The organism is Spirillospora sp. NBC_01491 (genome assembly GCF_036227065.1).
Classification (GTDB): domain Bacteria; phylum Actinomycetota; class Actinomycetes; order Streptosporangiales; family Streptosporangiaceae; genus Spirillospora; species Spirillospora xylanilytica.
This window is the reverse complement of sequence record NZ_CP109432.1, coordinates 2,185,711-2,212,325: the sequence shown is the minus strand read 5'-3', so window position 1 is coordinate 2,212,325 and position 26,615 is coordinate 2,185,711. Positions and strand designations below refer to the sequence as shown.

The following is a 26,615-nucleotide window of genomic DNA, read 5'->3' as shown; positions in this document are numbered from 1 at the left end:
ATGTGCCCGGCACGCCGGGCCGGTCGCCCGCCCGCGCCGGGGCGCGGGCGGCGCGGGTCAGGCGTCGTTGCGGCGCGCCCCGCCGTGCCAGGCCAGGACGCGTCGCTCCACGAGGTGGAAGACCAGGTTGAACAGGCAGCCGAGCACGCCCAGCAGCACGATCCCGGCCCACATCTCGGGCATCTGGAAGCTCTGCTGCGCGAGGGTGAGCCGTGCGCCGATGCCGGTGCCGCCGCCGACCAGCTCCGAGATCACCATCAGGATCAGCGCGAAGCCGAGGCTCACGCGCAGCCCGGCGAAGATCTTCGGGGCGGCGGCGGGCAGGATGACCCGGCGCAGCCGGAGCGTCCCGCCGATGCCGAACACCTTGGCGGTCTCCAGCTGGAGCCGGTCGACGCCCCGCACGCCCTCGATCGTGTTCAGCAGCACCGGCCAGATCACGCCGAAGGCGATCGTGGTGATCTGGAGCTGGGTGCCGAGGTCGAGCACCGCCAGCAGGAACGGGATGAGCGTCGGCGGCGGCACCGAGCGGCCGAAGTTCAGCACCGGGTCCAGCATCGCCCCGGCCACCCGGGACCGGCCGATGAGCAGGCCGAGCACGATACCGCCGACGGCGGCGATGATCCAGCCGCTGAACAGGTTGGTGAGGCTGGGCCGGAAGTCCTCGAGCGCCCCGTCGGTCAGGAACAGGTGCGCGGCCGGCCCGGAGAACCACATCTCGTGCAGCGCCTTGAGGATCTGCGACGGCGGCGGGTAGAAATCGCTGCCCGCCGTCCGCGTCCCGAGCTCCCAAGCCGCGATCAGCAGCGCCAGCAGCCACAGCCGCCCGACGCCGGAGGTCAGCAGGGACAGCGCGCGCGGCGTGCGCCGCCGCGTCCGTCCGCCCGCGGGGCCCGGACGGTTCCCCGCGTCCTCGGTGCCCGCGTCCTCGGTGCTCTCGGCGTCCTCGGCCGGCTCCGCCCCGGAGCCGCCGGTGGCCGTGGCCACGGGCGGTCCGGACGTTCTCGCCTCGCTCATTCCAGGTCCCCCGCTCGTGCGGTGTGCCAGCGGAACGCCCGCCGTTCCAGCCCGACCAGCAGGAAGTTGGCGAGGAGACCGAGCCCGCCCGCCCAGACCGCGCCGGCCAGCATCAGGTCGGGATGGCCCCCGCCCGACTGGCTTTCCATCAGAAAACCGCCGACGCCCTCGCCGGCGCCGGCCATCAGCTCGGTGCTGACCACCACGACCAGCCCGACCGAGGCGGCGATCCGCACGCCGGTCGCGACGAACGGCGCGGCGCTCGGCAGGCTGACCCGCAGCAGCACCGAGAGCCTGCCGAAGCCGAAGCTGCGCAGCGTCTCCTTGGCGACCGGGTCGACGTCCCGCAGCGCGTACAGCAGGTTGATCAGGATCGGCCAGGTGGCGGCGTAGAAGACCAGCGACATCTTGCTCTGCGCCGGCGAGCTGAACGAGATCAGCGCCAGCGGGATCAGCGCCAGCGACGGGATCGGGCGCAGCAGTTCGACCACCACGCGGGCGGCGTTGTTGAGCCAGGGCGTGGCGCTGAGCACGAGCCCGACGACGACCGCGGTGACCGTGGCCAGCAGCAGGCCGCCGCCCCACACCCGCAGGGTGGCGGTGACCTGGGTCAGGTACTCGCCGTCCCCGGCCAGCTTGGCGGCACGCACCAGCACGGTCGATGCGGGCGGCACGAAGTCGCGATCGACCAAGCCGGTGCGGGTGACCAGCTCGGCGATCGCGACGGTGCCCGCGACCCCGACCGCGCCGAGCGCGATTCGGGGCAGTCTCATCCGTTCTCGAGGACGATCGACTTGACGTCGAAGGGCTGCTTGAGGTACCCGAACTGCTTCATGACGTCGGCGACCCGCTGGAGCCGGGTCGCGCTGGTGGAGGTCGGGTAGGCGTTCATGCTGATGACGCTCACCAGCTTGGGGTCCATCTTGGTGAACTTCGGCATCGCCTCCTGGAGGACCGCGCGGTCGGTGGCGAGCGCCTGCGCCTTGACCAGGCCGCGCTGGAACGCCGCGATGGTCTTGGGGTTCTTCTTGGCGAACTCCTCGGTGGAGGCGAAGCCGGTGATCGGGAAGTCCTTGGTCGGGCCGCTGGAGAAGTCGGTCAGGATGCGGGCGCCGATGGACTGCTGGATCTGGGTGACGAACGGCTCGGGCACGATGATCGCCTGGGCCTTGTCGGTCTTGAGCAGCTGCTCCTGGGCGGGGAAGGGCGCCACCACGACGTCCTTCTTCTCGTCGATCTGGACCCCGTAGGGCTCCAGCGTCGCGCGCAGCAGCAGGCTGTTCTGGTTGCCGGCGGCGTTGGTGCCGATCTTCTTGCCGGCCAGGTCCTTCGGTGACTTGATGGGCGAGTCCTTGGCGACCAGGACCCCGTTGAGGTTCTTGGTCATCGCCGACGCCTCGGCCACGATGCGCAGCTTGTACAGGCCGTCCGCGGCGGCCTGGATGATGCCTACGTGCCCGCCGTGCGCGATGTCGAGGCTGCCGCCCTTGAGCTGCGGCAGCGCCTCGGCGGCACCGGTGACCGTCTTGATCTTCACCTTCAGGCCCTCGGCCTTGAAGAAGCCCTTGGAGATCGCGATCTGCACCGCTGCACCCTCGGTGATCGGCATGACGCCGACGGTGATCTCGGACTTCTCCAGGCCGTTGGCCGACTTCTCCTCGCCGCCGCCACAGGCGGCGAGTGACAGTGCGAGCGCTGCGGTGAGGGCACCGCAGAGGGAGGTGCGTCGCAGTCGAGCGAACCTCATGAACGCTCCTTCAGCAGGTCGGAAGGGGGGAATGTCATACGAACAGCATGATCGGCCGGACTCTAGCGCAGTAACCGTCGGTAACCTCCAGCGATTCTCCGGATGTTTACGTAGGTGAGACACAAAACGGTCAAACAGGGCAAATCGTGATCAAAAGGCGCCAAGTGTTCCGAAGTGCGAAATGACCAAACTTCGGGTTGGACCTTGGGATTACTCTGTGCTCCAATGACCCACGCCCCAGAGGTTCCAGAGGTCACGGGCGCCAACGCCGGATACCAGCCGGTAACTCCGGTCGGGCCCCGACCGGACCCCGAAAGCCGTGAGAGGTGATGGAGGGAAGTGCGACCAGCAACGGAGCCGGACCGTGCCCCAGGTCCAGAAGCTGAGTCCCTCCGGAAGGGTGGCGCTGAGCAGGGCGGGCGCCGGTCCGGTGGCAGGCTCCGGCTCGCCAACAGGCGGGTCACCACCCGCCTCGTCGCGCTCATCATGATCCCCGCCGTGGTCGCCGGGATCCTGGCCGGACTGCGGCTGCGGGACGCGATGGCGGAGGCCGCGGTGTACACGCGAATCGAGCGGTTGGCTACGCTCGGTGACCGGGTCGCCGGACTCGCCCAGGAACTGGAGGACGAGCGGGACACGACCGTCCAATACCTCTCACTCGGCAAGGCGGGCCGGGCGAGCACGCTGCGTGACCAGCAGGCGGCCACCGACCGCGCCGTGCGCTCGGTCCGCGAGCTGACCGGCGGCATCGACGGCGACTACGCCCCGCAGGTGATCGCGAAGGTCCGCGACATCCGGTACCGGCTCGACACCCTCGCGGGCGTCCGGGCCATCGCCGGGCAGGCCAGCGCCTCGGCGACCTCGACGCTGGACATCTACAGCCAGCTCACCGCGACCCTGCTCGACTTCGACGACCTGATCGCCCAGGGCAGCCCGAACCCGGACCTCGCCGAGAGCACCCGTGCGTTCGCGGCGCTCGCGCGCGCCAAGGACTTCGCCTCCCAGGAGCGCGCCCGCATCGGGCTCACCCTGATCGCCGGCCGGTTCGTCAGCCCGACCGACCGGGAGACGCTCCAGACGCTGCGCTCGCAGCAGGACAGCCAGATCGCGCTGTTCCGCGCGACCGCCACCACCGCACAGCGGCAGGCGTACGAGGACACCGTCACCGGCCCCGAGATTGGCCAGGTCGAGTCCCTCTACCAACAGGTGCTGGTCAGATCGGGCGCCAGCAAACGGCTCTCGGTCGCCCCGCTCCGCGCCAGAACGCACGTGACCTGGGACAAGGTCGCCACCACCCGGGTCGAGCAGATGCGCGGCGTCGAGCAGCAGCTCGTCGGCAGCATCGTCGCCGACAGCAGCCGGCTGAAGGACGACGCCTGGCGCGGCGCCTTCACCGACGCGGGCGTGCTGCTGGTCGGCCTGCTGCTGGCCGGTCTGGCCACGGTGGTCGTGGCCCGCTCGCTGGTCCGGCCGCTGCGCCGGCTCCAGGCGGGCGCGCTGGAGATCGCCGGCACCCGGCTGCCCGGCCTGGTCGACCGGCTGCGCGACCCCGAGGCCGCCGCCGGCGGCATCGAGGTGGAACCGATCGAGATCGACTCCACCGACGAGATCGGCCAGGTCGCCCGCGCCTTCGACGAGGTGCACCGCGAGGCGGTCCGGCTGGCCGCCGACGAGGCGGTGCTGCGCGGCAACATCAACGCGATGTTCGTCAACCTGTCGCGGCGCAGCCAGTCCCTGATCGAGCGCCAGCTCAAGCTGATCGAGGAGCTGGAGCAGAGCGAGCGCGACGACGAGCAGCTCGCCAACCTGTTCCGGCTGGACCACCTGGCCACCCGCATGCGCCGCAACTGCGAGAACCTGCTGGTCCTCGGCGGCCAGGACCAGGTGCGCCGGTGGAACCGCCCGGTCCCGCTGATCGACGTGGTCCGCGCCTCGCTGTCGGAGGTCGAGCAGTACGAGCGGGTCGCGCTGCGCGTGCAGGGCGACATGACCGTCGCCGGCCCCATGGTCAACGACCTGGTGCACCTGCTGGCCGAGCTGGTCGAGAACGCCACGGTCTTCTCCGCCGAGCACACCAAGGTCACCGTCTCCGGCCAGCTGCTCAGCGGCGGCGGGGCGATGCTCCAGATCACCGACAACGGCGTCGGCATGTCGCCGGACGAGCTGGAGCAGGCCAACTGGCGGCTGGCCAACCCGCCGGTCATCGACTTCTCCGCGGCCCGCCGGATGGGCCTGTTCGTGGTCGGCCGCCTGGCCGTCCGGCACGGCGTCCGGGTCGAGCTGCGCGCCGCCCAGGGCGGCGGGCTCACCGCGTTCGTGGTGCTCCCCGACGCGGTGGCGAGCGCGGCCGAGGGCAGCGGGGTCGGGGGCCGGGGGCTGGCCGGACGCGAGGGAGCGGCGGTCGTCGGCCGTCCCGCCCAGCTCGCCTCGCTCACCGCGCCGACCGCCGTGGCCGACCCGCCCGCCCTCGGCGCGGGCGGCGCCTTCCACGAGCCCGCCCCGCAGGACGAGTCCGGCACCGGCGCGCATCCGATCTTCGGCGGCACTGGCCCGCAGCCCGCCTTCGGCGGGACGGGCGGCCAGCCGGTCATCGGCGGGACGGGCCCGCAGCGCCCGATCCGCGGCACCGGGCCGTTGCCCGCCGTCGGCGACACCGGCTCGCACCGCCCGTTCGGCGACGACGACAGGTCCAGGCCGGGCGACTCCGGCACCCGGTCCGGCCGGAGGGGCACCGGGCCCCTGCCGTCGCTCGGCGGCACCGCGCCGCTGCCGGTCATCGGCGGCACCGGACCCCTGCCGCCCGTCCCGCCGCCCGGCGAGCACCGGACCCCCGACCAGGACCCGCGCTATCAGGACATGCGCGGTCAGGACGCACGCGACCATGACCCGCGTATCCAGGAGCCGCGCAATCAGGATCCGCGCGACCAGGAGCCGCCCTACCAGGATCCGCGCGAGCACGACCTCCGGCCCGGACGCCTTGAGGGGCTGCCCGTCCGGCAGCCCGGGGCGCAGTTGCCCGCCCGGCCGTCCAATGGCGGGCAGCCGGGCGACGGACCGAACGGCTTCTTCGACCCCGCCGCGCGGCAGACGGGCACGCAGCCGGTCGTCCCGGAGGGGCAGCCCGCGGTGCCGGAGGCCAACCGGCCCCGGCCCACCATGTGGGAGACCGGCCCGCTCAACCAGGTCGAGGGCCCGCCCGCGCCGTCCGGCCGTCCGGGCGAGCGCCAGGCACCCCGGCCGCCCGCGCGGCAGCAGCCCATGCAGCAGCAGCCCGCGCAGCGCCCGTCCGCGCCGCCGCCCCAGCCGCCCGCGCAGAATCCGCAGCGGCCGGGCGAGCCGCGCCGGGTGCCGGAACGTTCGCCCATCTTCGACGCGATGCAATCGGAGTGGTTCACGCAACGGACTGGGGAGTCGCTCCCCCAGGACCCGGTGAAGGGCTGGGAGTCCCCGGCCGATGCGGGATTCCGCGCGGCCGAGGCCGCCGAGGCGGCGACCCGGGAACCGGCGGCGGGCAAGCGCACGGCCGTCGGGCTGCCCAAGCGGGTGCCCGGCAAGAACCGGGTCCCCGGCGCGGTGGCCCGGCCGCCCGAGCAGGCCGAGCAGCGACCACAGCAGCCGCCGCAGGGCGGCCAGGCGAGGCAGGAGCGGCCCGCGCCGCCCGAGGCCGCGCAGGGCCCGTCCGCCGACGTCGTACGCAACCGCTTCGCGAGCCTGCAACGCGGTGTCCATCGGGGCCGCACCGAAACTCGCGGCGGAGGCATGCAAGGTGAGGCGCCGTCGCACGACGACGGAGAGAGTGGAGGCAACCGGTGAGCGGGCAGGATCTCAACTGGCTGGTGACGAACTTCGCGGACCGGGTTCCGAAGGTCGCGCACGCCGTCGTGGTCTCCTCCGACGGGTTGCCGATGGCGTACTCGTCGGGTTTCCCGCCGGAGCGCGCCGACCAGCTGTCGGCCATCGCCTCCGGGCTGATGAGCCTCACCCAGGGCGCCGCGAAGATCTTCGACGCCGGCGGGGTCAACCAGACCGTGGTGGAGATGGACCGCGGGCTGCTGTTTGTGATGGCCATCACCAACGGCTCGGTGTTCGCCGTGCTGGCCGCGCCGGACTGCGACCTCGGGCTGGTGGCGTATGAGATGACCCTGCTGGTGGAACGGGTGGGGCGCGTGCTGACGCCGGCGCTGCGCGGCGGCGAGCAGCCCCCGTACGGCGGCGGGCCGCACATTCCGGAGATGGGCGCGGGGCCCGCCCGGTATTGACCTTGACTGACTCTGACGGAGGTCGGCGAGATGGATCGAGGCAGTCCTTTCGGGGCCGGTCCGGGTGACCAGCGACGATGGCCGGGGGACCCGGGGCGGGGACGGCAGCCGGCGCAGGAGGACTCCGAATCCAGCTCCCTGGTGCGCCCGTACGCCGTCACCGGGGGACGGACCAAGCCGCGCTATGACCTGGCGATCGAGGCCCTGGTCACCGCGGCGCCGTTTCCACCGCGCGACGTGGCCATGCTGACGCCCGAGTACCGGGCGATCATGGACCTGTGCCGGTCGGCCCGCTCGGTGGCGGAGGTTTCCGCCCTGCTGCGCCTTCCGCTCGGCGTCGCCCGGGTGCTCGTCGCGGACATGGCCCTCGAGGGACTGCTGCGGCTGCACCAGTCGGCTCCCACCGGTTCGCAGCCGGATCTTCGACTGCTAGAAAGGGTTCTCAGTGGCCTTCGGAAGCTCTGATCAAGTTCCCGTCGCGGGGCCGCCCGGCGGGAACGCCGAGCTGACCTCGGTCAAGATCGTCGTCGGCGGCGGTTTCGGCGTCGGCAAGACGACCTTCGTGGGTTCGGTGTCGGAGATCATGCCGCTCACCACCGAGGCGGTGATGACGGCCGCCAGCGCCGAGGTGGACGACCTGTCGGCGGTGCCGGACAAGACCACCACCACGGTCGCGATGGACTTCGGCCGGGTGTCGCTCGACAGCCAGCTGATCCTCTACCTGTTCGGCACGCCGGGCCAGCACCGGTTCTGGTTCATGTGGGACGACCTGGTGCGCGGCGCGATCGGCGCGGTGGTGCTGGTCGACACCCGGCGGCTGGCCGACTGCTTCGCCGCCGTCGACTACTTCGAGGAGCTCGGCCTCCCGTTCGTCGTGGGCGTCAACGGGTTCCACGGCGAGTTCCAGTACGCCGTGGACGACATCCGCGAGGCGCTCTCGATCAGCCCGCACGTGCCGATCATGCAGTGCGACGCGCGCAGCCGCGAGTCGACCAAGCAGGTGCTGATCAACCTGGTCAAGCACGCGATGACGATCCACGCGGCCGGTGCGGCCGGGCCGGCGCAGTCCGCCCCGCCCGCGACGCCCGGCACCGCCTCGCCGAGCTGGACCTGACCGGGCCCGTCCCCGTACGCGCACCACCGCCTCGTCCCGTTCCGTCACCCCACCCGGGGCCGGAGAAGGGGGCGGGGCCACGGTCGCGCAAGCATGTGTGCAGAATGCATGATTAAGCGACGTGACCGGACAGGAACCAGTCTCGAGGGATTGCGATGGACGAATTGGAGCAGATCGGTACCTACGTAGCGATCGGCGACAGCTTCACCGAGGGGATGAACGATCCGCACCCCGGGGAGGCGGACCGCTTCCGGGGCTGGGCGGACCGGCTCGCCGAGCGCCTCGCCGAGCGGCGCCCCGGACTGCGGTACGCCAACCTCGCGGTGCGCGGCAAGCTGGTGCGGCAGGTCGTGGCGGAGCAGGTGCCGAGGGCGGTCGAGCTGGAACCCGACCTGGTGACGTTCTGCGCGGGCGGCAACGACATGATCCGTCCGGGCGCCGACCCTGACGCGCTCGCGGTGGTCTTCGACGACGCGGTGCGGCGGCTGCGCGACACCGGCGCCCGTGTGGTGATCTTCACCGGGTTCGACACCCGCGGGCTGCGCACCGCCGCCCGGATCCGCGGCAAGGCCGCCACCTACAACATGCACCTGCGCGCGATCGCCGACCGGCGCACCTGCACCGTGGTCGACCTGTGGCCGGCGACCGCCTTCAACGACCCGCGCGCGTGGTCGGAGGACCGCCTGCACCTGTCGCCTGAGGGGCACCGGCGGATGGAGCTGCGGGTCGCCGAGACGCTCGGCCTGCCGGTGACCGGGAGCTGGCACGAGCCGTGGCCGCCGCTGGAGCCCGCCGACTGGCTGACGATGCGCCGCGCGGATGTGCACTGGGCCAGGACGTACCTGCTGCCCTGGATCGGCCGCCGCGCGACCGGGCGCTCCTCCGGGGACGGCCGTGAGCCCAAGCGCCCGACGCCGCTCCCGCTCTGACGCGTCCCGCCTTCACCTGCCCCGCTCCGGCGCGCCGAACGCGCCTGGTGCGCGTCCACCCCCGGGCCTGACCGGCCCGGGGGTGACTTGTCAGCGAGAGGGTGTGCGTGATCGCGGCGGGTCGTAGGGTGCTTGCCAGACGTGACGTCAAAAGTAGGAGAAGGACGCATCAGGTGAGCTCCCCCCGTTTGCCGGAACACCTCGAACTGCTGTTGACCGACGAGCCGGTGCTGGACGTGTACGGGTTCGGTCCGTGGCGGGTTCCCGACGGTTTGTACGAGGAGTTGCGCGAGCGTGCGGTGGAGTACAACCGTGATCGGCGTGCGGTGGTTCTCACGCGGCAGCTCAGCGATTTCTATGGTGCGGGAACGAGCGCCACGGGCGCCGAGCAGTGGTCGCTGCTGACGTTTCTGCTGGGGGCGTCGGCGGTGCGGGGTGGTTCTCGGGGTGATGTCGACTATGAGTTGCTGTCGGATTTTCTGGCGACGCCCGAGTCGGCGGTGCGTGACCCGGCTGCGTGGTTCACGCAGGGTGGGCGGTGGCGTCCGCCGGGCCTGTGGCTGCCCGAACCGGCCGGCAACGACCGTGAGCGGCGTGCGGTCATGCTCGAGTTGGCGCGCGCGGGTCTGGACGTCTTCGACGGGCTCGTCCCGCTGGAGAGCCGGCGGCGTGCGCTGATCGGGCTGTTCGACCGGCGCGCGGACGACCCGGTGCTGCGCGAGCAGGACATGACCGTCCCGCAGGACGGGTTCGAGGACGCCTGGCTGGCCGACCTGCCGGACGAGGTGCTCGCGATCCTGCCCGAGTTCGCCGGTCCGGTCGGGTACCTCGGCTGGGCCTGCGACGGGCTCGACGCGGCCCACGAGCGCATCGCGGACACCGTCGCCGACGGCGAGGACCCCGACGCGGCGCTCGCGCGGCTCCTGCTGGCGGCCGAGCTCCCCGTCGTCCCCGCCGAGATGGCCGTCACGCTCGGGACCGGCCGCTACGAGGAACTGGGCGAGCGCCTGCGCGCCCTCCGCGACGACTTCGTCGTCGAGACGTGGCAGCAGGACCTGCGGGCGTGGCTGGCGCGGGGGCTGGTCGCGGGCGAGGCCGACGCGTGCCGGGCCTGGCTCGACATGGCCGTCCGCCTCACCGGGGCCGTCCAGGGGCTGCCCGACGCCGCCACCAGCCCGCGCTGCCGCGTCCCCGTCCGCGCCTTCCAAATGGACCTGCGCAGGCTGTTCACGGCCCGCCGCGTCCTCAACCCGCTGGCCGGCGCGCTGCCCGGCCCCGGCCGTCCCGCCGGGTCGGCCGCCGTGCCGGGCGGCCCGCGGGACCGCGACGAGACCGTCGGCAAGGCCCTGATCGGGCAGCCCGAGCTGGTCCGCGCCCTCAGCGAGGCCCTCGCCGCCCGGGTCGCCGGCGAACGGCCCGTGCGGCTGCTCATCGCGGGTCCCGAGGGCACCGGGAAGGGCACCGCCGCCGAGATCCTGGAACGCCGGCTCGCCGACCACGGGACGGTCCGCGAGGCCGCGTGGATCTCCGACCAGGTGTTCGCCTCCCTCGGCGTGAGCGACGCCGTCCTGTGGCTCCAGGCCCGCGTCCGCGACTGCCAGGAGGCGCGGCTCCTGCTCGTCATCGACGACCTGGAGAAGCTGGTCGCCTACGAGCGCTGCGGCCCCGCCACCGTCGAGGAGCTGCGCCGGATCATGGCGCGCTCGCCCGGCCTGGACGTCGTCGCGCTGTGCCGCCCCGGCGGCGACCGGCGGCTGTTCGACGCCAACCCCGCGCTGGTGCGGGCGTTCGAGGTGACCCGGACCCGCGACTTCGGCGAGGACGACTTCGCCGAGCTGTTCGCCCGCGCCGCCGTCCGCAACGGCGCCGCCGTCTCCGCCGAGGCGGCCCGCACCGCCGGGGTGCTGCTGTCGCGCACCCCGCCGCTGCACAACCTGCGCGGCGCCCGCCTCGTCGAGCACCTGGCCGCGCAGAGCGTCGCCGCCGCGCACGCCCGCACGGCGGCGAGCCGCCGCGCCGCCGCGCAGGAGCCGGCGCAGGCCGGCGACGAGCCGTCGGCCCCGGAGATCACCGCGGCCGACCTGCCGCAGCGGCTCATCTCCGGCCGGTCCGCCGAGACCGACCCGCGCGCCGAGCTGGCCGCCTGCGCCGGCATCGAGCCGGTGAAGCGCGAGATCGACGCGCTGATCGCCGAGGCCCGCGCGGTGCAGCTCCGCCGCGAGGCGGGCATGGCGGTCGCGGCCCGCCCCCGGCACCTGGTGTTCACCGGCAACCCGGGCACCGGCAAGAGCAAGATCGCCCGGATCCTCGGCCGCATCTACGCCGACCTCGGCGTGCTGACCTCCGGCCACCTGATCGAGGTCGACCGGTCCGACCTGCTGGGCGAGTACACCACCGAGAGCGCGCTGAAGGTCCGGCGCGCGGTGGAACGGGCGCTCGGCGGGGTCCTGGTCGTCCGGGACGCGCACGCCTTCGCCTCGCCGGACGCCACCCGCGGCCGGGAGATGGTGGACGTGCTGCTCACCGCCGTCCAGGCGCACTCCGACGACCTGGTCGTGGTGCTGACCGGTCCCGAGGGCGAGCTGAACGGGCTGCTGAAGTCGCACACCGACCTCGCCGCGCTGTTCCCGCGGACCGTCCGGTTCCCCGACCTCACCGAGGACGAGCTGGTGCAGGTGTTCGCGGCGAAGGCGGCCGACGCCGGGTTCGCGCTCGCCGGCGGGGTGCTGGAGAAGGTCCGCGGGCTGGCCCAGGCCGTGCCGCGCGAGCGCGGCTTCGGCAACGCCCGCATCATGATCAACCTGCTCGACCGGGCGGTGGCCGGACAGGGCCGCCGGGTGCTCGCCGACGGCGTGGTCGACGAGACCGAGTCGCTCGACGAGATCCTCCTGGAGGACGTGCCCGACGCGCTCGCGCCCGGCCGCGACGGGGTCTCGGGCGACCCGCTGGCCGAGGTCGCCCGGCTGATCGGACTGGAGGCGATCAAGCGGGAGGTCGCGGCGCTGGTCGCCGAGGCGCGCGCCGAGCAGATGCGCCGCGACGCCGGGGTCCCGCTGGCCCTCCCGACCCGGCACATGGTGTTCATGGGCAATCCCGGCACCGCCAAGACCACGATCGCCCGGCTGATCGCCGCGGTGTACGCCAAGCTCGGGCTGCTGTCGTCGGGCCACCTGGTCGAGGTCACCCGCGCCGACCTGGTCGCCGAGTTCATCGGGCAGACCGGGCCCAAGGTCCGCGCCGCGGTCGACCGCGCGCTCGGCGGGGTGCTGTTCGTGGACGAGGCGTACGCGCTGTCGGCGGCCGGCGGCGACCAGCGCGACTTCGGCCACGAGGCGGTCTCCGAGCTGCTCAAGCTGATGGAGGAGCACCGCACCGACCTGGTCGTCATCGTCGCCGGGTACGACGCCCCGATGGAGCGGTTCCTGGAGTTCAACCCCGGGCTCGACTCGCGCTTCGCCAAGGTGCTCCGGTTCCCCGACTACAGCGCCGACGAACTGGTCACGATTTTCGAGCACATGGCGGCGGAGGCCGGCTTCACCCTCGCGGACGGGGTGCTCGGCGCGGTGCGCGGCCTGATGGACGCCCACCCGCGCGGCGCCTCGTTCGGCAACGCCCGGCTGATCCGCAACCTGCTCGATGCCGCGGTCTCCCGGCAGGCCGAGCGGATCACCGCCGAGCACGACGAGCGTCCTGAGGCGGTCGGGGCGGCCGAGGTGCGGATGCTGCGTCCCGAGGACCTGCCCGAGCCGCCGCAGGCGACCGGCGACGGCTCCCCGGGCCTCTACCTCTGACCGGGGCCGCCGCCGGGCCCGTCCGCGCTCTCGTCCACGCTCCTCGTGCGCTCGTACTACCACCCGGCGGCAACCTGCGACGTTTGGGGGACTTCGAGTGCCGCGTCTGTCACATAGCGTGGTGATTTGGAGTTGTGGACAATCATGCGGTGGATGGACGCGCGCCGCCCCTTGGGTTGTCTAGGGTCTACGCATGACCGACGGCTGGCCGGACGGCCGGGCACGACAGGAGGACGACCGCGTGGCGCGAAGCAGGCACGATTCCGCATCGGCGGAGCACCCGCACGCCTACGAACGGGACTCGTACGAGGAGGGGGACCAGCTCGGCGGCTACGGGGGCGACTCCCACGGCCACGAGCGCCCCTACCCGCGTCGCCGGCGGCGCCGTTGGCCACGGGTGCTGGCGGCCCTGGTGGCGGTCCTGCTCGTGGTGGTCGTCGGCGGCTACTTCTACCTCGACTCCCGGCTCAAGCGCGAGGCGGTCCTGGAGGACTACACCGGGCGGATCGCCGACACCCCCGGGACGAACTGGCTCATCGTCGGGTCCGACAGCCGTGAGGGGCTGACCAAGGACCAGCGCAAGCAGTTCGCCACCGGCCAGGCGGCCGGCCGCCGGACCGACTCGATGATGCTGATGCACTACGGCAGCGGCGGCACCACCCTGGTCAGCCTGCCGCGCGACTCCTACGTCCCGATCCCCGGGCACGGCTCCAACAAGCTCAACGCCGCGTTCGCGTTCGGCGGGCCCAAGCTGCTGGTGCAGACCCTGGAGAAGGCCACCGGCGTGCACATCGACCACTACGCCGAGGTCGGCTTCGGCGGTTTCGTCGGCGTGGTCGACTCCATCGGCGGCGTCGAGATCTGCGTCAAGAAGCCGATGAAGGACCACAAGGCCGGCCTGAACCTCCAGCCGGGCTGCCAGAACCTGACCGGCGGCCAGGCCCTCGGCTACGTCCGCACCCGCGCGTCCGCCCGCGCCGACCTCGACCGGGTGGAGCACCAGCGGCAGTTCTTCGGCGCGCTGATGAAGAAGGCCGCGGGCCCGGGGGTGCTGCTCAACCCGTTCCGCGGTGTCCCGATGGCGCTCAACGCCACCAGCAACTTCACCGTCGACGACGGCGACCACCTCTACGACCTGGCACGGATGATGTGGGCCATGCGCGGCGTCACCGGCGGCGACGGGGTCACGACCACCGTCCCGATCGGGGGCACCGGCTCCTCGGCGGCGGCGGGCTCGTACATCACCTGGGACAAGACCAAGGCGTCCCAGCTCTTCGGCGCGCTCAAGGGCGACACCGAGGTCCCCAAGGACGTCGTCACCAACTGAACCGCGCGCGGGGGACGGCGGTGCGCGCGCGTCCCCCGGCGCGCGGTTAGAGTCGAAGTATGTCCGACGTGACGCCTGATGGCGCCGAGCTGGAGAACCTGTCGTCCCGGGAGCTGCACGACCGGGCGGTGCGGCTGGCCCGGGACCGGCACGACGCGGCCTTCCTCTGGGAGCTGCTGCGCTCGATCCCGGCCGCCGCCGCCGCGACCGGTGAGACCGACCGGGCCGAGTTCGACCTGCTGCACGGTCTGTCCCTCCTCCAGGAGTTCACGCACGCGGGGGAGGGCGAGCTCGCCGACGCCCTCCGCCCGGTGTACCTCGACTACCTCACCGGCGAGCGCGCCTCCGACTCCGACCCCGACGCCGCCTCCTAGACCGTTTCTAAAAGCCCGGCCCGGCGTCCTCGCCTGGCGGCTCGGACGCCGACCTGGCTTGGGCGAGCGCGACATCGCTTCGCGATCTGGCCGGTGGGGCTCGCCTCCGGCTTCGCCCCACCCGCCAGATAACGCGCTCGCCGACGGCCGAGGCACTTTGAGACAGGTCTAGGCCACGTCCGCCAGGGGCGGCGCCCGGCCGGGTCCGGCCTGACCGGCTCTTTGCGCCCTGTTGATCTCCGCCTGCCCGTCCTGGGGAAACACTCTAGGTAGGCAACTGAGCGCAGAGGGTGGGGGACGTGAACAAGAAGCATGTGAAGCTGGCGACGATCGCCTTCGTGGCCTGGTACGTCATCAGCAGGCCCGAGGCGGCGGCCAGCCTCTTCAACAGCGCCCTGGGCGGTCTCGGGAACGCGGCCGAATCGATGTCACAGTTCGTGAGCGCGATCCCCTGACCGGGGGAGTCGTCGCAGGCCCCGTACCTGGACCCGGGTGCGGGGCCCTCGCGCGTCCGGGGTGATCAGAAACTTCCTTCGCCGTCACAGTAAAATCGCGCTTTGCGAGGACCCGGAGATGGGCACAATTGGATCGGGTCAGTGTGTCGCGCGGCTACTACAGGGACGGCGTTCCGATGAAGAAGAACCTCCGCTACGTTGCCATCGCCTTCGTCATCTTCTACTTGTTGAGTTCACCACGGGACGCTGCGGGCGTTGTGAACAACGCCTTCGACCAGCTTGCCAACGCCGGCAACCAGCTTGCCTCGTTCGTGAACGCCTTGGGCACCTGATCCCGGGCCGGCCGCGGGCTCCGGGGACCGTCCCCCGGAGCCGGCGGTGCCGGCACGGTGCCGGTCGGGGTGGGGCAGCACCGATCTCCTAAGATCGGGAGATGTCCATCTTTGACGTAGAAATCGCGGGTCTGCGCGGCGGAAGCGCGGACCTGGCGCAGTACCGGGGCAAGGCCGTTCTCGTCGTCAACGTCGCGTCCAAGTGCGGTCTCACCCCGCAGTACTCCGGTCTGGAGCGCCTCCAGGAGACCTACGCCGGGCGCGGCTTCACCGTGCTCGGCGTGCCCTGCAACCAGTTCCTCGGCCAGGAGCCGGGCAGCGCCGACGAGATCGCCGAGTTCTGCTCGGCGACCTACGGGGTGACCTTCCCGCTCACCGAGAAGGTCGAGGTCAACGGGGACGCCCGGCACGCCCTGTACCAGGGCCTGGTCGGCACGCCGGACGCCGAGGGGCACACCGGTGACATCCGGTGGAACTTCGAGAAGTTCCTGATCGCCCCCGACGGGACGGTGGCGGTGCGCTTCGCGCCGGCCACCGAGCCCGAGTCGGCCGAGGTCGTCGGCGCCATCGAGCGGCACCTCCCCGCCTGAACGGCCGCGCGGGCCGCGCCTCCGGGCGCGTCCCGCCGGACGTGGCGCAGATCACAGCGGGCGATCTCGCCGGGCCGGGCGGGGCGGTTGTCGTCATTCGACGATGCGTCTAACTTGAGTGCTCCGAGCGAGGACGCGGGAGGCGCGCATGCCCGGCTGGACGGCAGACGACATCCCCGACCTGCGCGGGCGGCGGGCCATCGTCACCGGCGCCAACAGCGGCCTCGGCTACCACACCGCGTTGCAGCTCGCCCGGCACGGCGCCGAGGTCGTGCTGGCCTGCCGCAGCGCCGAACGCGGCCGGGCCGCCCGCGACCGCATCGCGGCGGCCGTCCCGGACGGCGACCTCGTCCTCGACTCCCTCGACCTCGCCGACCTGGCGTCGGTGCGCGAGTTCGCGGGCCGGCACGCGGGCCGCCCGCTCGACCTCCTGGCCAACAACGCGGGCGTCATGGCCCTGCCGCACCGCACCACCGCCGACGGCTTCGAGATGCAGCTCGGCACCAACCACCTCGGTCACTTCGCGCTCACCGGGCTGCTGATGCCGGCGCTCCGTGCCGCCTCCGCGCCGCGCGTCGTCACCCTCACCAGCGGGTTCGCCTGGACCGGGCGGCTCCGGTTCGACGACCTCCAGGGCGAGCGCCGCTACCAGAAGTGGGGCGCCTACGCCCAGGCGAAGCTGGCCAACCTGGTGTTCGCCAAGGAGCTCGCCCGCCGCGCCGCCGGGCTGACCAGCGTCGCCGCCCACCCGGGCTTCGCCGCCACCAACCTCCAGCAGGCCGGCCCGAGGATGCAGGGCAGCAAGCTGATGGAACGGGCGACCGGCTTCGGCAACCTGGTGATCGCGCAGTCGGCCGCCATGGGCGCCCTGCCCTCGCTCTACGCCGCCACCGCCCCCGACGTCCAGGACGGCGCCTGCTACGGGCCGCGCCTCTTCCAGTACCGCGGCAGCCCCGTGAAGGTCGCCACGCCCCCGAAGGCCGCCCGTCCGGAACTGGGCCGCCGCCTCTGGCAGGTCTCCGAGGACCTCACCGGCGTCATCTACGAGATCCCCGCGCAGGGCTGAGTCCGCGCGCAGGGCTGACCGGGCGTCCCGGGGACGTCCGGCGGCCGGCTCAGCGGTGGCCGGGCGCTGGCTGGGTCAGGCCGCCGACGGCCTGGGCGATCGCGGCGCGGATGACGGTCTCGGCGCCCGCCGGGCGGCGCTGGGCGATGCGGGCGGCGGCGTCGACGATGCCCTGGACCAGCTCGGCGCGCAGCTCCGGATCGGCGACGCCTTCGGCGGCGAGTGTGGTGACCAGGGGACGCAGAAGCTGCGCGTGCCCGTCGCGGATCCGCTCGCGGGCCGGTTCGGCCAGGGCGTGCTCGACCAGGGCCACGGCGGCGGCGTGCCGGCCGTCGGTCATCAGCTCCAGCTGCGCGCGGACGTAGGCGTCGATCTTGGCGACCAGGCCGGGGGGTCCGGCCAGCGTCCGCTCGACCATCGACGCCCAGCGCGGCAGCTCCTCCTCGACGATGGCGGCGACCAGATCGTCCTTGGACCGGAAGTACTCGTACAGGCTGGGCCGGGACAGCCCGACCCGGCGCGCGAGCGCGGCCAGCGACAGCGCCTCGATGCCCTCCTCGGCCACCAGCGCGCGGGCGGTGTCGAGGAGGGTGCGAAGCTGGCGGGCGCGGTGCGCGGCGACCGTGGGCTCGGAGATTCTCGGCACCGGCCCATCCTACGTTCGCCACGGAATGTCGGCATGTGCTCCGAGCCGGCCCGGACCGGTCACGGTCCCTGGGCGGGGTCCCAGTCGAGGGTGGCGGGGAGCGCGCCCTCCAGGGTGAGCAGCCAGCGCTTGACCTCGACGCCGGTGCCGCCGCTGTAGCCGCCGAGGCCGTTGGAGGCGACGACGCGGTGGCACGGCACGATGAGCGGGATCGGGTTGCCGCCCATCACCTGCCCGATGACCTGGGCGTGCACGCCGGTGCCGCTGCGGTCGCCGAGCTGGCCGTAGGTCACGACCTTGCCGTACGGGACAGACGCGTAGAGCGTGGCCAGCACCTGGCGGTTCACCTCTGCCGTGAGCCGCCAGTCGATCGGGAGGCCGAACGGGCCCTCGTCGCCGCCGAAGTAGGCGGTGAGCCGGTCGAGCGCGGGGGCCAGCCGGGCCGGGTCGGCGACGACGGGGAGGCCCGTCCGCTTGGCCGCGCGGTCGCGGGCCCCGGGGGTGTCGCGGAACGTGAGCATGGCGACCCCGGTCTCGGTCGCGCCGACCAGCAGCCGCCCGAGCACGGTGTCGACCGCGCCGAAGGCGAGGGTTTCGGTCATCAGGACTCCTTTCGCCGGACCAGCCTGGCACGCCGGTGCGTCACTCCGGTCGAACACCGGCGGGTACGGCCCGGTTGCGCGCCAGGACCGGCCCCGTGTGAGGACGGGGGAGAGGCCGCTCAGCCGGGAGCCAGCGTCCGGTGCAGCCGCCCGGCCTCCTTCGCCAGGCGGCCGGATCCGCCGCGTCCGGCGACCTCGGCCAGGCCCGCGACGACGCCGCGCGCGCCGGTGGCCTCCGCCGTGCGGGTGCCCAGGGCGAGCAGATCGGCCAGCCCCGCCGCGGGGCGTGCGCCCGGTGCGGGCAGCAGGCCGGGCAGTGCGGCGGCGACGACGGTGTGGACGGCGCCGTGCGCACCGGCCTCGGCGGCGGCGCCGAGCGCCTGCGTCACCCGGTTGATCTTGACCGTGCCCTGTGCGGAGAGCATGGCGACGGCGGCGCCGAGCTCGGCGGACGGGAGCCGCCCGCGCCCGCAGAACGCCAGGAGCGCGTCGGTGGCGCCGGCGCGGTCACCGGTGTGCCGCGAGGACAGCCCGTGCGCCAGCACCGTCGCGGTGGCCGCCCCCGTAGGACCGTCGGTCTCGGCGAGCCCGAGCAGGACCTCGCCCTGGTCCGAGCGGTCGTCGCCCCACTCGGGGCTGTACGGCAGCAGGTGCGCCGCGGCGACCTCGGTGTGGGACGGCAGCGACCCAGGCCACCAGGTGGTCTTGCCCCAGAAGCGGCTCCGGGGGATGTGCGTCCAGGGCCCCGACTCGGGGAGGCCCCAGAGCCGCGCGATGTCACGGGGCACGCCGTCCGGCACGGTGACCGTGGGCAGGACGGACGTTTGGTGGGTCGGCTCGTTCGTCCCCGAAAGCGGGACGTCGGCGCGGGGCAGTGTCAGCGACTCGCACTCGACGACCGGATCGACGAGCCCGCCCGCGGCAAGCCAGGAGGCCACGGCCCGTCCCTCCTTGGAGGACAGGCGCCCGGCCCGCGTCACGGCCCCGGCGTCGACATCGCGCGGGACGCGCAGCAGCGCCTGGGCGAGGTCGGCGGCGCCGGGCCGGACCCCCGCCGCCTCCAGCCGTTCGAGGCGGTCGACGAGCTCCCCTGGATCGACGTGGCCGCTCGCCGCCGTCGGGGTCGCCAGCAGCGCCGGAACCCGTCCGACCGCCCCCGCGATCTCGCGCATCCGCCAGACCAGGAACCGGTGCAGGAGCGGCTCGCGAGGCCGGTCGCGAAGCCAGGCGTCGCCCCGGCGGAACGCCGCCGCGGGGTGGAACACCTTGACCCGGGCCCCAGAGAGCAGCGCCTGCGCGCAGAAGGCCGCCCACACGCGCGGCGAGTACGAGTTCATCTGCCCGCCGTGCCCCAGCCAGGGCGTGATGTCGGGGGCGGCCCGCTCGAGCGCCCCGCGGGTCCCGTCCGGATCGCGGTAGGCCAGCTCGACCAGGCCGGCCAGCAGCCGCTCGATGCCGGGCCGGTCGTCCTCGCCGTGCAGCGCGGCGAGGAACTCCTCGGTCAGCCCGGCCGCCGAGCCGATCGGCGCGGGCAGCTCGCGCGGCTCGAACGGCGGCGGGCCGGACGGGCTGGACGGGACGGCGGGCGCCGCGACCGCGCCGAACGCCGCCGCGATCAGCTCGCGCTGGTCGGACGGCAGCTCGGACGCGGCGTCGCGGACGGCCTCCCGCACGCCGTCATCGGCCTCGGCCGCGTACCGCACCGCCAGCTTCACGGCGCGTTCGCTCAGGTCGGCCGCGTCGGAGGCGAACAGGACGGTCACGGCGCGGAGCGTCGCGCCGACCCGGTCGCGCCTGCGGGCCGTGCGGCCCAGCCAGGTCAGCGCGGCGCGCAGGAGCTTCTTCTCCGGACGGAACAGCAGCGCGCCCGCGGCCTCGTCGAACAGGCCGGCGTCGAGCCGTCCGGCCTCGTCGGCGCGGACCACCTCGCGCAGCGCGGCCTCGGCCACCACCGGCGGCGCGGCCGGGAGGAGCCGCACGTGGTCGCGGGTCCGGTCCGCGGCCTCGTCGGCGGTGGGCTCCAGCGCGTCGTGCAGCCGGACGAACGAGCGCAGTTCACGGGCGGTGCCGCCGCGCAGGAACCGGCTGACGCAGCCGTCCAGCAGCACCTTGCGGTCGACGCGGCCTTCGCGCGCGAGCGCGGCCAGCTCGGTCGTCCAGTAGGCGGGGGACCCGACGCCCGCTCCCGGGCTGGTGAGCGCCGTGCCCACGCCGTCGGCCTCGAACAGCCTCGGGAGCAGCGCGTCGAGGAACGGGTCGTCGCGGAGCCGCACGGGCGGTCCGCCCAGCGCCACCCACCCGAAGACGAAACCGTCCGAGAGTGGGGGCTCGAAGCCGCCCTCGCGGGCCAGCTCCGCCGCGATGTGCCAGAGCAGGCCCGAGTCCCAGAGGTCGCCGGACGGACGGATGCGCCCGGCGACCCGGCGGGCGACGTCGGCGCGCCACTCGGCGGGCCGGCCGCGGGTGGCCTCGCGGACCTGGAGGGCGGCCCGCTCGTCCCGGCCCTGCCCCCACGGGCGCAGGTCGGAGCGGCACAGCCAGGTCGCCGCCGCCGCGGCGCCGCCGATGGTGCAGGCCCCCGCGACCAGCAGCGACTGCGCCACACGGTCGCCGAGCCCGCCCCGGCCGGTCTCGGCCACGCGGGCCCGCAGGTACGCCGGGAGCTCCTTGGCGACGGCCCGGCGCGCGTCGTCGCCGAGCCCGCGGACCAGCTCCCCGACGCCCTGGGCGTCGCCGGCCTCGATGCCGGCCCGGACCTCATCCCATGCGCTCATCGGCGCTCTTCCCCCCGGTCAGCGCGCTGGACGAGACGGGCGGCGAGGACGTGCTTGCAGGGGCCGCGCCCGCCCCGGTGGTCGATCCACCATTGGCACGTGCAGGACGTCTGGTCGCCGTCGATACGGACATGCCGGTCCTGCTCGTTGCTGCGGACCACGGCCACGCCCTCACCGGTGAACCGCACGGCCCCGCCGTCGGCGAGCGCGTGCGCCGACCGAAGCCGCGGGTTGAGGGCCGACACGCGCGAGGGGTCGTAGGGAAGCTCGCGGTGGAAGAACGCCGCCTCGGCGGTGTCGAAGCCGACCCGCCCGGACGTGCCGAGCTGCGTCAGCGCGGCCTTCACGCGGGCGAGGCCGATGCCGGAGCGCTCGGCCAGCAGGTCGGGCTCGACGCGCGGCTCGAACGACAGCAGCGCCCCCAGCAGGTCGGCGTCGCCCGCCGCCTCGTCGGTGGCGAGCGCGTCGAGCACCGCGCCCTCCCCGGAGAACCCGCGCGACGGCTCGGGCGACAGCGACAGGACGTACCGCATCCCGGGAAGCTCCAGCTCCCAGACGCTGGAGACCGGGCCGCTACCGGGGTGGACGGCCGGGCCGTACACGCGCAGCGCGCGGGCGAAGCGCAGCAGCGGCAGCATCGTCCGCAGCCGGTCGGGGCCCGGCAGGCACACCGCGCCGGGGACCGGACGGGACGTGACGCGCAGGGACCGTCCGGCGGGGACCGCCCACAGCGTCCCGCGCACGCCGCTCCTGCCGCCGGGCAACCCGCGCAGGAACCGGACGGCATCGGGACCGGCCGTCTCGGCGCGCGGATCGAACCCGGCGGTGATCACCTGGACCTCGGCGAAGCCGCGCAGCCACCGGTCGGGCAGCGGCACCTTCTTCTCCACCACCGCGCCGTCGAGCGTGGTGACCGCGAGCTCGTCGGCGCCGACCGCCAGGTGCAGCGGATCGGCGCCGCCCACCCGCGCCAGCGCCTCGCGCAGTGGCCCGTTGACGTCGACGTTGGTGGTGCCGCGCTCGTGCACCTCGCCGTCGAGCGCGGGCTGGAGCACGTCGAGCCGCGCGTAGACGCCGCAGCACGCGGAGAACGACTCCATCCGGAGCCGGTCGCCATTGCACGTGACCACCGGGTCGCGGAACCCCGTCGGCCTCGGCTGGAAGTAGCGGGTCCGCGCGACGTCGGCCAGCGCGAGCATCGCCGCCGCGGCGGGCGCGGCCTGGGTGAGGAGCCCGCTGAAGAAGCGCGGGTGCGCCGCGGGCCCGGCGGACGTGGTGCCCCCCGAGGTGGACAGGCCGAGAAGCCCGCCGGTGAGCCCCGAGGGGCGCGTGTAGGTGAAGCCCTGCGCAGGGCCTGCCGCTGTCGCCGTGTTGGCCATGCGGCAGAACCTAGGACCCGCCGCCGACAGAACAGCGGAACGCTCAGCGGCCGGCAACGGATCGGCGGCCGGGGACAGGGATCGGCGGCCGGGGACGGATCAGTCGAGCTGGCCGGGGAAGAGCAGCGCCAGCTCGCGCGGGTATCCGCCGATCAGCCGCAGTTCGTCGTCGGTCAGCGGCCGGCCGGTCATCGCGTTGCAGAGCTGGACGAGGGTGAACGCCAGGTCCGGGTCGGCGGGCTCGATCCCGAGGCCGTCCATGACGTGCCGGAACCCGGCCTTGCCGCCGTACTCCCCGGTCAGCACCACCCGGCCCGGCCGCGCGTGCCAGTCGGCTGGGAACGCGCCGAGCGTCTCCTCGTCGTACAGCTCGTAGTTGCCGTGGTCCTTCAGCGCCCCGTCCGCGTGGATGCCCGACTCGTGCGCGAACGCGTTGCGGCCCACCCCGACCTGGTTGTACGGCAGCGGCTGCCCGAACGCGTAGCTCGCCCACAGCGCGAACCGCCGCGCCCAGGACAGGTCGATCGGATCGCCGATCCCGCCGTCCCCGCCCGCCTCCGGGCCGCCCTCCCCGCGGTGGTCCTCCAGCCCGAAGCCGTGCCGGAACGCCAGGATCGTCGACAGCAGGTCGGCGTTGCCGGAGCGCTCGCCGATCCCGTTGACGCAGGTGTTGATCCACGCGTCCTGGCCGGCCTCCAGGTCGCCGAGCGCCCCCGAGATCGAGTTGGCGACGGCGAGGCCGAGGTCGTTGTGGCAGTGCGTCTCGACCGGCATCCCGACGGCCGTGGCCAGCTCGGCGAACCGGGCCCGGATCCGGTCCGGGGTGTCGCCGCCGATCGTGTCGCAGTACCGCACCCGGTCGGCGCCCGCCTCCTGCGCGGCGAGCGCGAACTCCTTGAGGAACCCCTCGTCCGTCCGCGAGCCGTCCTCGGCGTTGACGCCGACGGTCAGCGCCCCGCCCGCCTTGGCCGCGCGCACCGCCGCGGCCATCTCGCGGACGATCGCGTCCCGGTCCAGCCGGCCGCGGAACTTGTTGGCGATCATGTAGTCGGACGTCGAGATCGACAGGTTGTAGTGGGCCAGGCCGAGCGGCAGCGACCGTTCCACGTCCTGCACCACGCCGCGGCACCAGCCCGACAGCCGCAGCGGACCGAACGCGCCCGCCTCGGCCAGCGCCACCTGCGCGCGCACGTAGGGGACCTCGTGGAACAGGAACGGGAAGCCGATCTCCGACTGCGCCACGCCGAGCCGGCCGAGGTAGAAGTTGACCATCGTCTTGCCGAACTTGGAGAGCCCGGTCCGGGCCGTCTGCACGCCGTCGCGGTTGGTGACATCGAGGAAATGGATCTGAGGCATGGCCACAGATTGACATCGGCATCCACATGTATCAATATTGATCAAAATCAATGTCAGGGGGCCGTGATGGCGGAGAACGACCAGGCGGGCGAGTGGATCGGCGCCTCGGCCGCCGCCGAGCGGCTCGGTGTGAAACCCGCCACGTTGTACGCGTACGTGAGCCGTGGCGTGCTGCGCCGCAGGCACGCGCCCGACGGGCGGCGCAGCCTCTTCGACGCCGCGCAGGTCGAGGAGCTCGCGCGGCGCGGCAGGCCGCGCAGGCCGCCCGGCCCCGGCGAGCTCGCGATCGAGTCGGCGATCACCATGCTCGGGGCCGACCGGCCCTTCTACCGTGGCCGCGACGCGCTGGACCTCGCGGGGGAGCGCGGCTTCGAGGAGGTCGCCCGCTGGCTCTGGACCGGACCGGACGCGGCGGCCTCTCCATCCCCCTCCCCGCACACCGGCGGCCCTCCCCCCGGGGACGGCTGGCGCGCGTCCGCCGAGGGCGTGGCCGTCGCGGTCGCGGCGCAGGCCGGCCTGCCCCGCGACCTGCTTCCGCTCGACCGGCTCCAGCTGATCACCGCCGCCCTGGCCACCGCCGACCCGGTGCGCTTCCCTCTCGACCCGCCCGCGGTGACCGCCACCGCCCAGACCCTCATCGCCGGCCTGGTCGAGGCCCTCCCGCCGGCTGCACCCGAGCCCGTCCCGGCCTCGGGCTCGGTGGCGGAGCGGCTGTGGACCCGGCTGTGCCCCCGGCCGCCCGAACCGGGCCTGCTGCGGGCGATGGAGGCGGCGATGGTCCTGCTCGCCGATCACGAGCTGGCCGCGTCGACGCTCGCCGCCCGGGTGGCCGCGTCCGTGCGCGCCGACCCGTACGCCGTCGTCGCGTCCGGCCTCGGCGTGCTGAGCGGCCCGCTGCACGGCGGCGCCTCCTACGGCGCCGAACGCCTGCTCGGCGAGATCGGCGGCCCCGGCGACGCGGCCCGCGTGATCGGCGAGCGGCTGCGCGGGGGCGAGCGCGTCCCCGGCTTCGGGCACGCCGTCTACAAGTCCGGCGACGCCCGCGCCACGCGCCTGTTCGGCCTGATCAGGGCGGCGGCGCCGGATCACGGACGCCTCGCGGTCGCCGACGCCGTCGTGGACGAGGCCGTCCGCCGGCGCCTGCCCGCCCCCAACATCGACCTCGCGCTGGCCGCGCTCGGCGCGGTCGCGGGCATGGTCCCCGGCGCGGGCGAGGCGCTCTTCGCGGTCGCGCGCACCGCCGGGTGGCTCGCCCACGCCATGGAGGAGTACGCGCGGCACGCCCAGATCCGTCCGCGCGCCGTCTACACCGGACCCGTCCCGGATCCGGCCGGGTCCGCCGGACCGCCTTAAGCGCCGGACCGCCTTAAGCCGGGGGTGTGCGTGGGCGCGCGGTGACCGGGGGTACGCTCGTTGACGTGCGACGGTTCTTTACTCCCGGCTGGCTGGGCCTCCATGCGCTGGCGATCGTGTTGTGCGCCGCCTTCCTCGGTTTCGGGTGGTGGCAGTACGACCGAGCGCAGGCCGGCAACGACCGGAGCTGGGCCTACACCTTCGAATGGCCGATCTTCTCGATCTTCGTGATCGTGATGTGGATCAAGATGATGCGGGACGAGCTGAGCGGGGACGAGACCCGCCAGGCGCCCAAGGTCATCGAGGAGCCCGCGGCGGCCGCGGTCAAGCGCGAGCTCATCCGGCAGCACGAGGCCGAGGACCCCTCCCTCGCCGCGTACAACCGGTACCTCGCCCGGCTCAACGCCGAGAGCCGCGGCTGAACCCCGGCCCGGCACGGTCCGGGCCCCGGCGTGGCCCGCGCCCGGCGGTGGCGCGGCTCCGAGACGGCGGCGACGCGCCGCCGAACGGTACTGCTGAACGGCCCGTCCGGCCGTCCGACGAAAGGCGTGATCTGTGGAAGCGGCGGTGACCAGGTACCGAGTCCTGGCCCTGGTGGTCGGGACGCTCTTGGTGCTCCTGGTGGTCGGCATGGTGCTCAAGTACGGGCCGACCGACGAGCCCGCCCTGGCCGGCATCGTCGCGCCCGTGCACGGCCTGCTCTACATGGTCTACCTGGTGATCTCCTACGACCTGTGGCGGCGGACCGGTTGGACGCTCGGCCGGATGGTCCTGATCGTCTTCGGCGGCGTGATCCCGTTCATGACCTTCTTCGTCGAGCGCAAGGTCGTCCGCGAGGCGCGGGCGCTCGAGACCGCGAACGCGACCGCCTGACGTCCCTCCCGCGAAGGGACCGGCCGCCCGGCACCGGACGTGCCGCGGCCCGCGGAGGGGGACGCCTCCACGGGCCGGGCTCATCGCAGCGATCCTCACTGCTGTGCGGGCGACCGGGACGGGGGTCGGACGTGGTGCCGGTCGCCCTGATGCGTCGGCTTCCGCCGAATCGGGTCGGTGCTGCTCTCACCCCCCTTCCTCCGCCGGAACGCTGCACGGTGAGGGTCGAAGGGGGAGGCCGGGCCGGCGGCACTGCTCGAAGGTGCCGCCGGCCCGGTGGTGAAGGACGCCGATGCTGCGGGGGCGTACGGCATCGGCGCCCGGTGATGGTCGAAGTGCCGCGGGAACCGCGGCGGGGCGGCCTGCCGCCGCGCAGCGCCGCTGCGGCGGCAGGCCGGTCGCGATCCCGGGACCCGCGCGAGGGAGGGGACGCGCGGGTCCGGGCCGGCGGGCCCGGTACGGCCGAGGACCCGAGGTGTGTCTCCGCGCGCCGCCGCCGCCGCGTGCACCGTGGAGCCCAGGGGGCGGTGCGGGGTGCGGTGCGGCGGGCCGGGAACGCCCTCGGCCGTACGGACCGGGCCGAGGGAGAAGGGGACGCGGTCGGTCGGGTGCACGCGATCCTCCCCTCGAC

Annotated in this window: 23 protein-coding genes; 15 read left to right on the top strand and 8 right to left on the bottom strand. The window is 73.8% G+C overall.

The features are described 5' to 3' along the window. Nucleotides 1-57: 57 nt before the first annotated feature. The 3 genes from OHA34_RS10460 to OHA34_RS10450 are packed head-to-tail and all read right to left on the bottom strand — an operon-like array spanning nucleotide 58 to nucleotide 2,764. Nucleotides 58-1,017: an ABC transporter permease gene (locus OHA34_RS10460; RefSeq protein ID WP_329521488.1), complete on the bottom strand. Its 960-nt coding sequence runs from the start codon at nucleotides 1,015-1,017 to the stop codon at nucleotides 58-60. Further along, on the bottom strand, nucleotides 1,014-1,790 hold the full coding sequence (locus OHA34_RS10455) for an ABC transporter permease (protein WP_285940910.1): 777 nt from the start codon (nucleotides 1,788-1,790) through the stop codon (nucleotides 1,014-1,016). Before OHA34_RS10455 ends, OHA34_RS10460 begins: the two co-directional genes overlap by 4 nt. Then, a complete protein-coding gene (locus tag OHA34_RS10450; protein ID WP_285940909.1) occupies nucleotides 1,787-2,764 on the bottom strand; it encodes an ABC transporter substrate-binding protein in 978 nt (325 codons plus the stop codon). Before OHA34_RS10450 ends, OHA34_RS10455 begins: the two co-directional genes overlap by 4 nt. A 498-nt stretch (nucleotides 2,765-3,262) precedes the next feature. Between OHA34_RS10450 and OHA34_RS10445 the strand changes: the two genes are divergently transcribed. The 12 genes from OHA34_RS10445 to OHA34_RS10390 all read left to right on the top strand — a co-directional run bounded on the left by OHA34_RS10445 (nucleotide 3,263) and on the right by OHA34_RS10390 (nucleotide 17,001). Beyond that, nucleotides 3,263-6,577 (top strand): sensor histidine kinase, encoded by a 3,315-nt coding sequence (locus OHA34_RS10445; RefSeq protein ID WP_329521487.1) that lies wholly within the window; start codon nucleotides 3,263-3,265, stop codon nucleotides 6,575-6,577. Beyond that, a complete protein-coding gene (locus OHA34_RS10440) occupies nucleotides 6,574-7,023 on the top strand; it encodes a roadblock/LC7 domain-containing protein (RefSeq protein WP_285940907.1) in 450 nt (149 codons plus the stop codon). Before OHA34_RS10445 ends, OHA34_RS10440 begins: the two co-directional genes overlap by 4 nt. A gap of 30 nt (nucleotides 7,024-7,053) precedes the next feature. Next, nucleotides 7,054-7,488 carry a DUF742 domain-containing protein gene (locus OHA34_RS10435; protein WP_285940906.1) on the top strand — a complete coding sequence of 145 codons (435 nt, stop codon included), beginning with the start codon at nucleotides 7,054-7,056 and terminating at the stop codon, nucleotides 7,486-7,488. Nucleotides 7,489-7,528: 40 nt separating this feature from the next. Next, nucleotides 7,529-8,137: a GTP-binding protein gene (locus OHA34_RS10430; RefSeq protein WP_285941393.1), complete on the top strand. Its 609-nt coding sequence runs from the start codon at nucleotides 7,529-7,531 to the stop codon at nucleotides 8,135-8,137. Between the two features lie 155 nt (nucleotides 8,138-8,292). Next, nucleotides 8,293-9,066 carry an SGNH/GDSL hydrolase family protein gene (locus OHA34_RS10425; RefSeq protein WP_329521486.1) on the top strand — a complete coding sequence of 258 codons (774 nt, stop codon included), beginning with the start codon at nucleotides 8,293-8,295 and terminating at the stop codon, nucleotides 9,064-9,066. A 173-nt stretch (nucleotides 9,067-9,239) separates the two neighbouring features. After that, nucleotides 9,240-12,857: an AAA family ATPase gene (locus OHA34_RS10420; RefSeq protein WP_329521485.1), complete on the top strand. Its 3,618-nt coding sequence runs from the start codon at nucleotides 9,240-9,242 to the stop codon at nucleotides 12,855-12,857. A gap of 193 nt (nucleotides 12,858-13,050) precedes the next feature. Further along, nucleotides 13,051-14,184, top strand: coding sequence for an LCP family protein (locus OHA34_RS10415; protein ID WP_329521484.1), 1,134 nt, complete (start codon nucleotides 13,051-13,053; stop codon nucleotides 14,182-14,184). Nucleotides 14,185-14,243: 59 nt separating this feature from the next. Then, nucleotides 14,244-14,558 (top strand): hypothetical protein, encoded by a 315-nt coding sequence (locus tag OHA34_RS10410; protein WP_285940902.1) that lies wholly within the window; start codon nucleotides 14,244-14,246, stop codon nucleotides 14,556-14,558. 299 nt (nucleotides 14,559-14,857) lie between these two features. Beyond that, entirely contained in the window at nucleotides 14,858-15,013 is a 156-nt protein-coding gene (locus OHA34_RS10405; RefSeq protein ID WP_285940901.1) for a hypothetical protein, read from the top strand. A gap of 176 nt (nucleotides 15,014-15,189) precedes the next feature. After that, nucleotides 15,190-15,345: a hypothetical protein gene (locus tag OHA34_RS10400; RefSeq protein ID WP_285940900.1), complete on the top strand. Its 156-nt coding sequence runs from the start codon at nucleotides 15,190-15,192 to the stop codon at nucleotides 15,343-15,345. A gap of 101 nt (nucleotides 15,346-15,446) precedes the next feature. Next, complete coding sequence (locus OHA34_RS10395; protein WP_285940899.1) at nucleotides 15,447-15,935, top strand: glutathione peroxidase; 489 nt, start codon at nucleotides 15,447-15,449, stop codon at nucleotides 15,933-15,935. A 148-nt stretch (nucleotides 15,936-16,083) separates the two neighbouring features. Then, a complete protein-coding gene (locus tag OHA34_RS10390) occupies nucleotides 16,084-17,001 on the top strand; it encodes an oxidoreductase (RefSeq protein WP_329521483.1) in 918 nt (305 codons plus the stop codon). A gap of 49 nt (nucleotides 17,002-17,050) precedes the next feature. On the opposite strand, the gene OHA34_RS10385 is transcribed toward OHA34_RS10390, so the two are convergent. From OHA34_RS10385 to OHA34_RS10365, 5 genes are all read right to left on the bottom strand, one after another. Continuing rightward, nucleotides 17,051-17,647: a TetR/AcrR family transcriptional regulator gene (locus OHA34_RS10385; RefSeq protein WP_329521482.1), complete on the bottom strand. Its 597-nt coding sequence runs from the start codon at nucleotides 17,645-17,647 to the stop codon at nucleotides 17,051-17,053. Nucleotides 17,648-17,706: 59 nt separating this feature from the next. Next, complete coding sequence (locus tag OHA34_RS10380; RefSeq protein WP_285940896.1) at nucleotides 17,707-18,249, bottom strand: methylated-DNA--[protein]-cysteine S-methyltransferase; 543 nt, start codon at nucleotides 18,247-18,249, stop codon at nucleotides 17,707-17,709. A 119-nt stretch (nucleotides 18,250-18,368) separates the two neighbouring features. After that, nucleotides 18,369-21,023, bottom strand: coding sequence for a DUF7824 domain-containing protein (locus OHA34_RS10375; RefSeq protein ID WP_329521481.1), 2,655 nt, complete (start codon nucleotides 21,021-21,023; stop codon nucleotides 18,369-18,371). Further along, nucleotides 21,020-22,402 carry an SWIM zinc finger family protein gene (locus OHA34_RS10370; RefSeq protein ID WP_329521480.1) on the bottom strand — a complete coding sequence of 461 codons (1,383 nt, stop codon included), beginning with the start codon at nucleotides 22,400-22,402 and terminating at the stop codon, nucleotides 21,020-21,022. Before OHA34_RS10370 ends, OHA34_RS10375 begins: the two co-directional genes overlap by 4 nt. Before the next feature lie 99 nt (nucleotides 22,403-22,501). Beyond that, nucleotides 22,502-23,758 (bottom strand): homocitrate synthase/isopropylmalate synthase family protein, encoded by a 1,257-nt coding sequence (locus tag OHA34_RS10365; protein ID WP_329521479.1) that lies wholly within the window; start codon nucleotides 23,756-23,758, stop codon nucleotides 22,502-22,504. A 66-nt stretch (nucleotides 23,759-23,824) separates the two neighbouring features. On the opposite strand from OHA34_RS10365, the gene OHA34_RS10360 reads away from it, so the two are divergent. The 3 genes from OHA34_RS10360 to OHA34_RS10350 all read left to right on the top strand — a co-directional run bounded on the left by OHA34_RS10360 (nucleotide 23,825) and on the right by OHA34_RS10350 (nucleotide 25,984). Next, nucleotides 23,825-25,111 (top strand): citrate/2-methylcitrate synthase, encoded by a 1,287-nt coding sequence (locus OHA34_RS10360; RefSeq protein ID WP_329521478.1) that lies wholly within the window; start codon nucleotides 23,825-23,827, stop codon nucleotides 25,109-25,111. Between the two features lie 65 nt (nucleotides 25,112-25,176). Further along, nucleotides 25,177-25,533: a hypothetical protein gene (locus OHA34_RS10355; protein WP_329521477.1), complete on the top strand. Its 357-nt coding sequence runs from the start codon at nucleotides 25,177-25,179 to the stop codon at nucleotides 25,531-25,533. Between the two features lie 145 nt (nucleotides 25,534-25,678). Continuing rightward, on the top strand, nucleotides 25,679-25,984 hold the full coding sequence (locus OHA34_RS10350; RefSeq protein WP_285940890.1) for a DUF3817 domain-containing protein: 306 nt from the start codon (nucleotides 25,679-25,681) through the stop codon (nucleotides 25,982-25,984). Nucleotides 25,985-26,615: the final 631 nt, after the last annotated feature.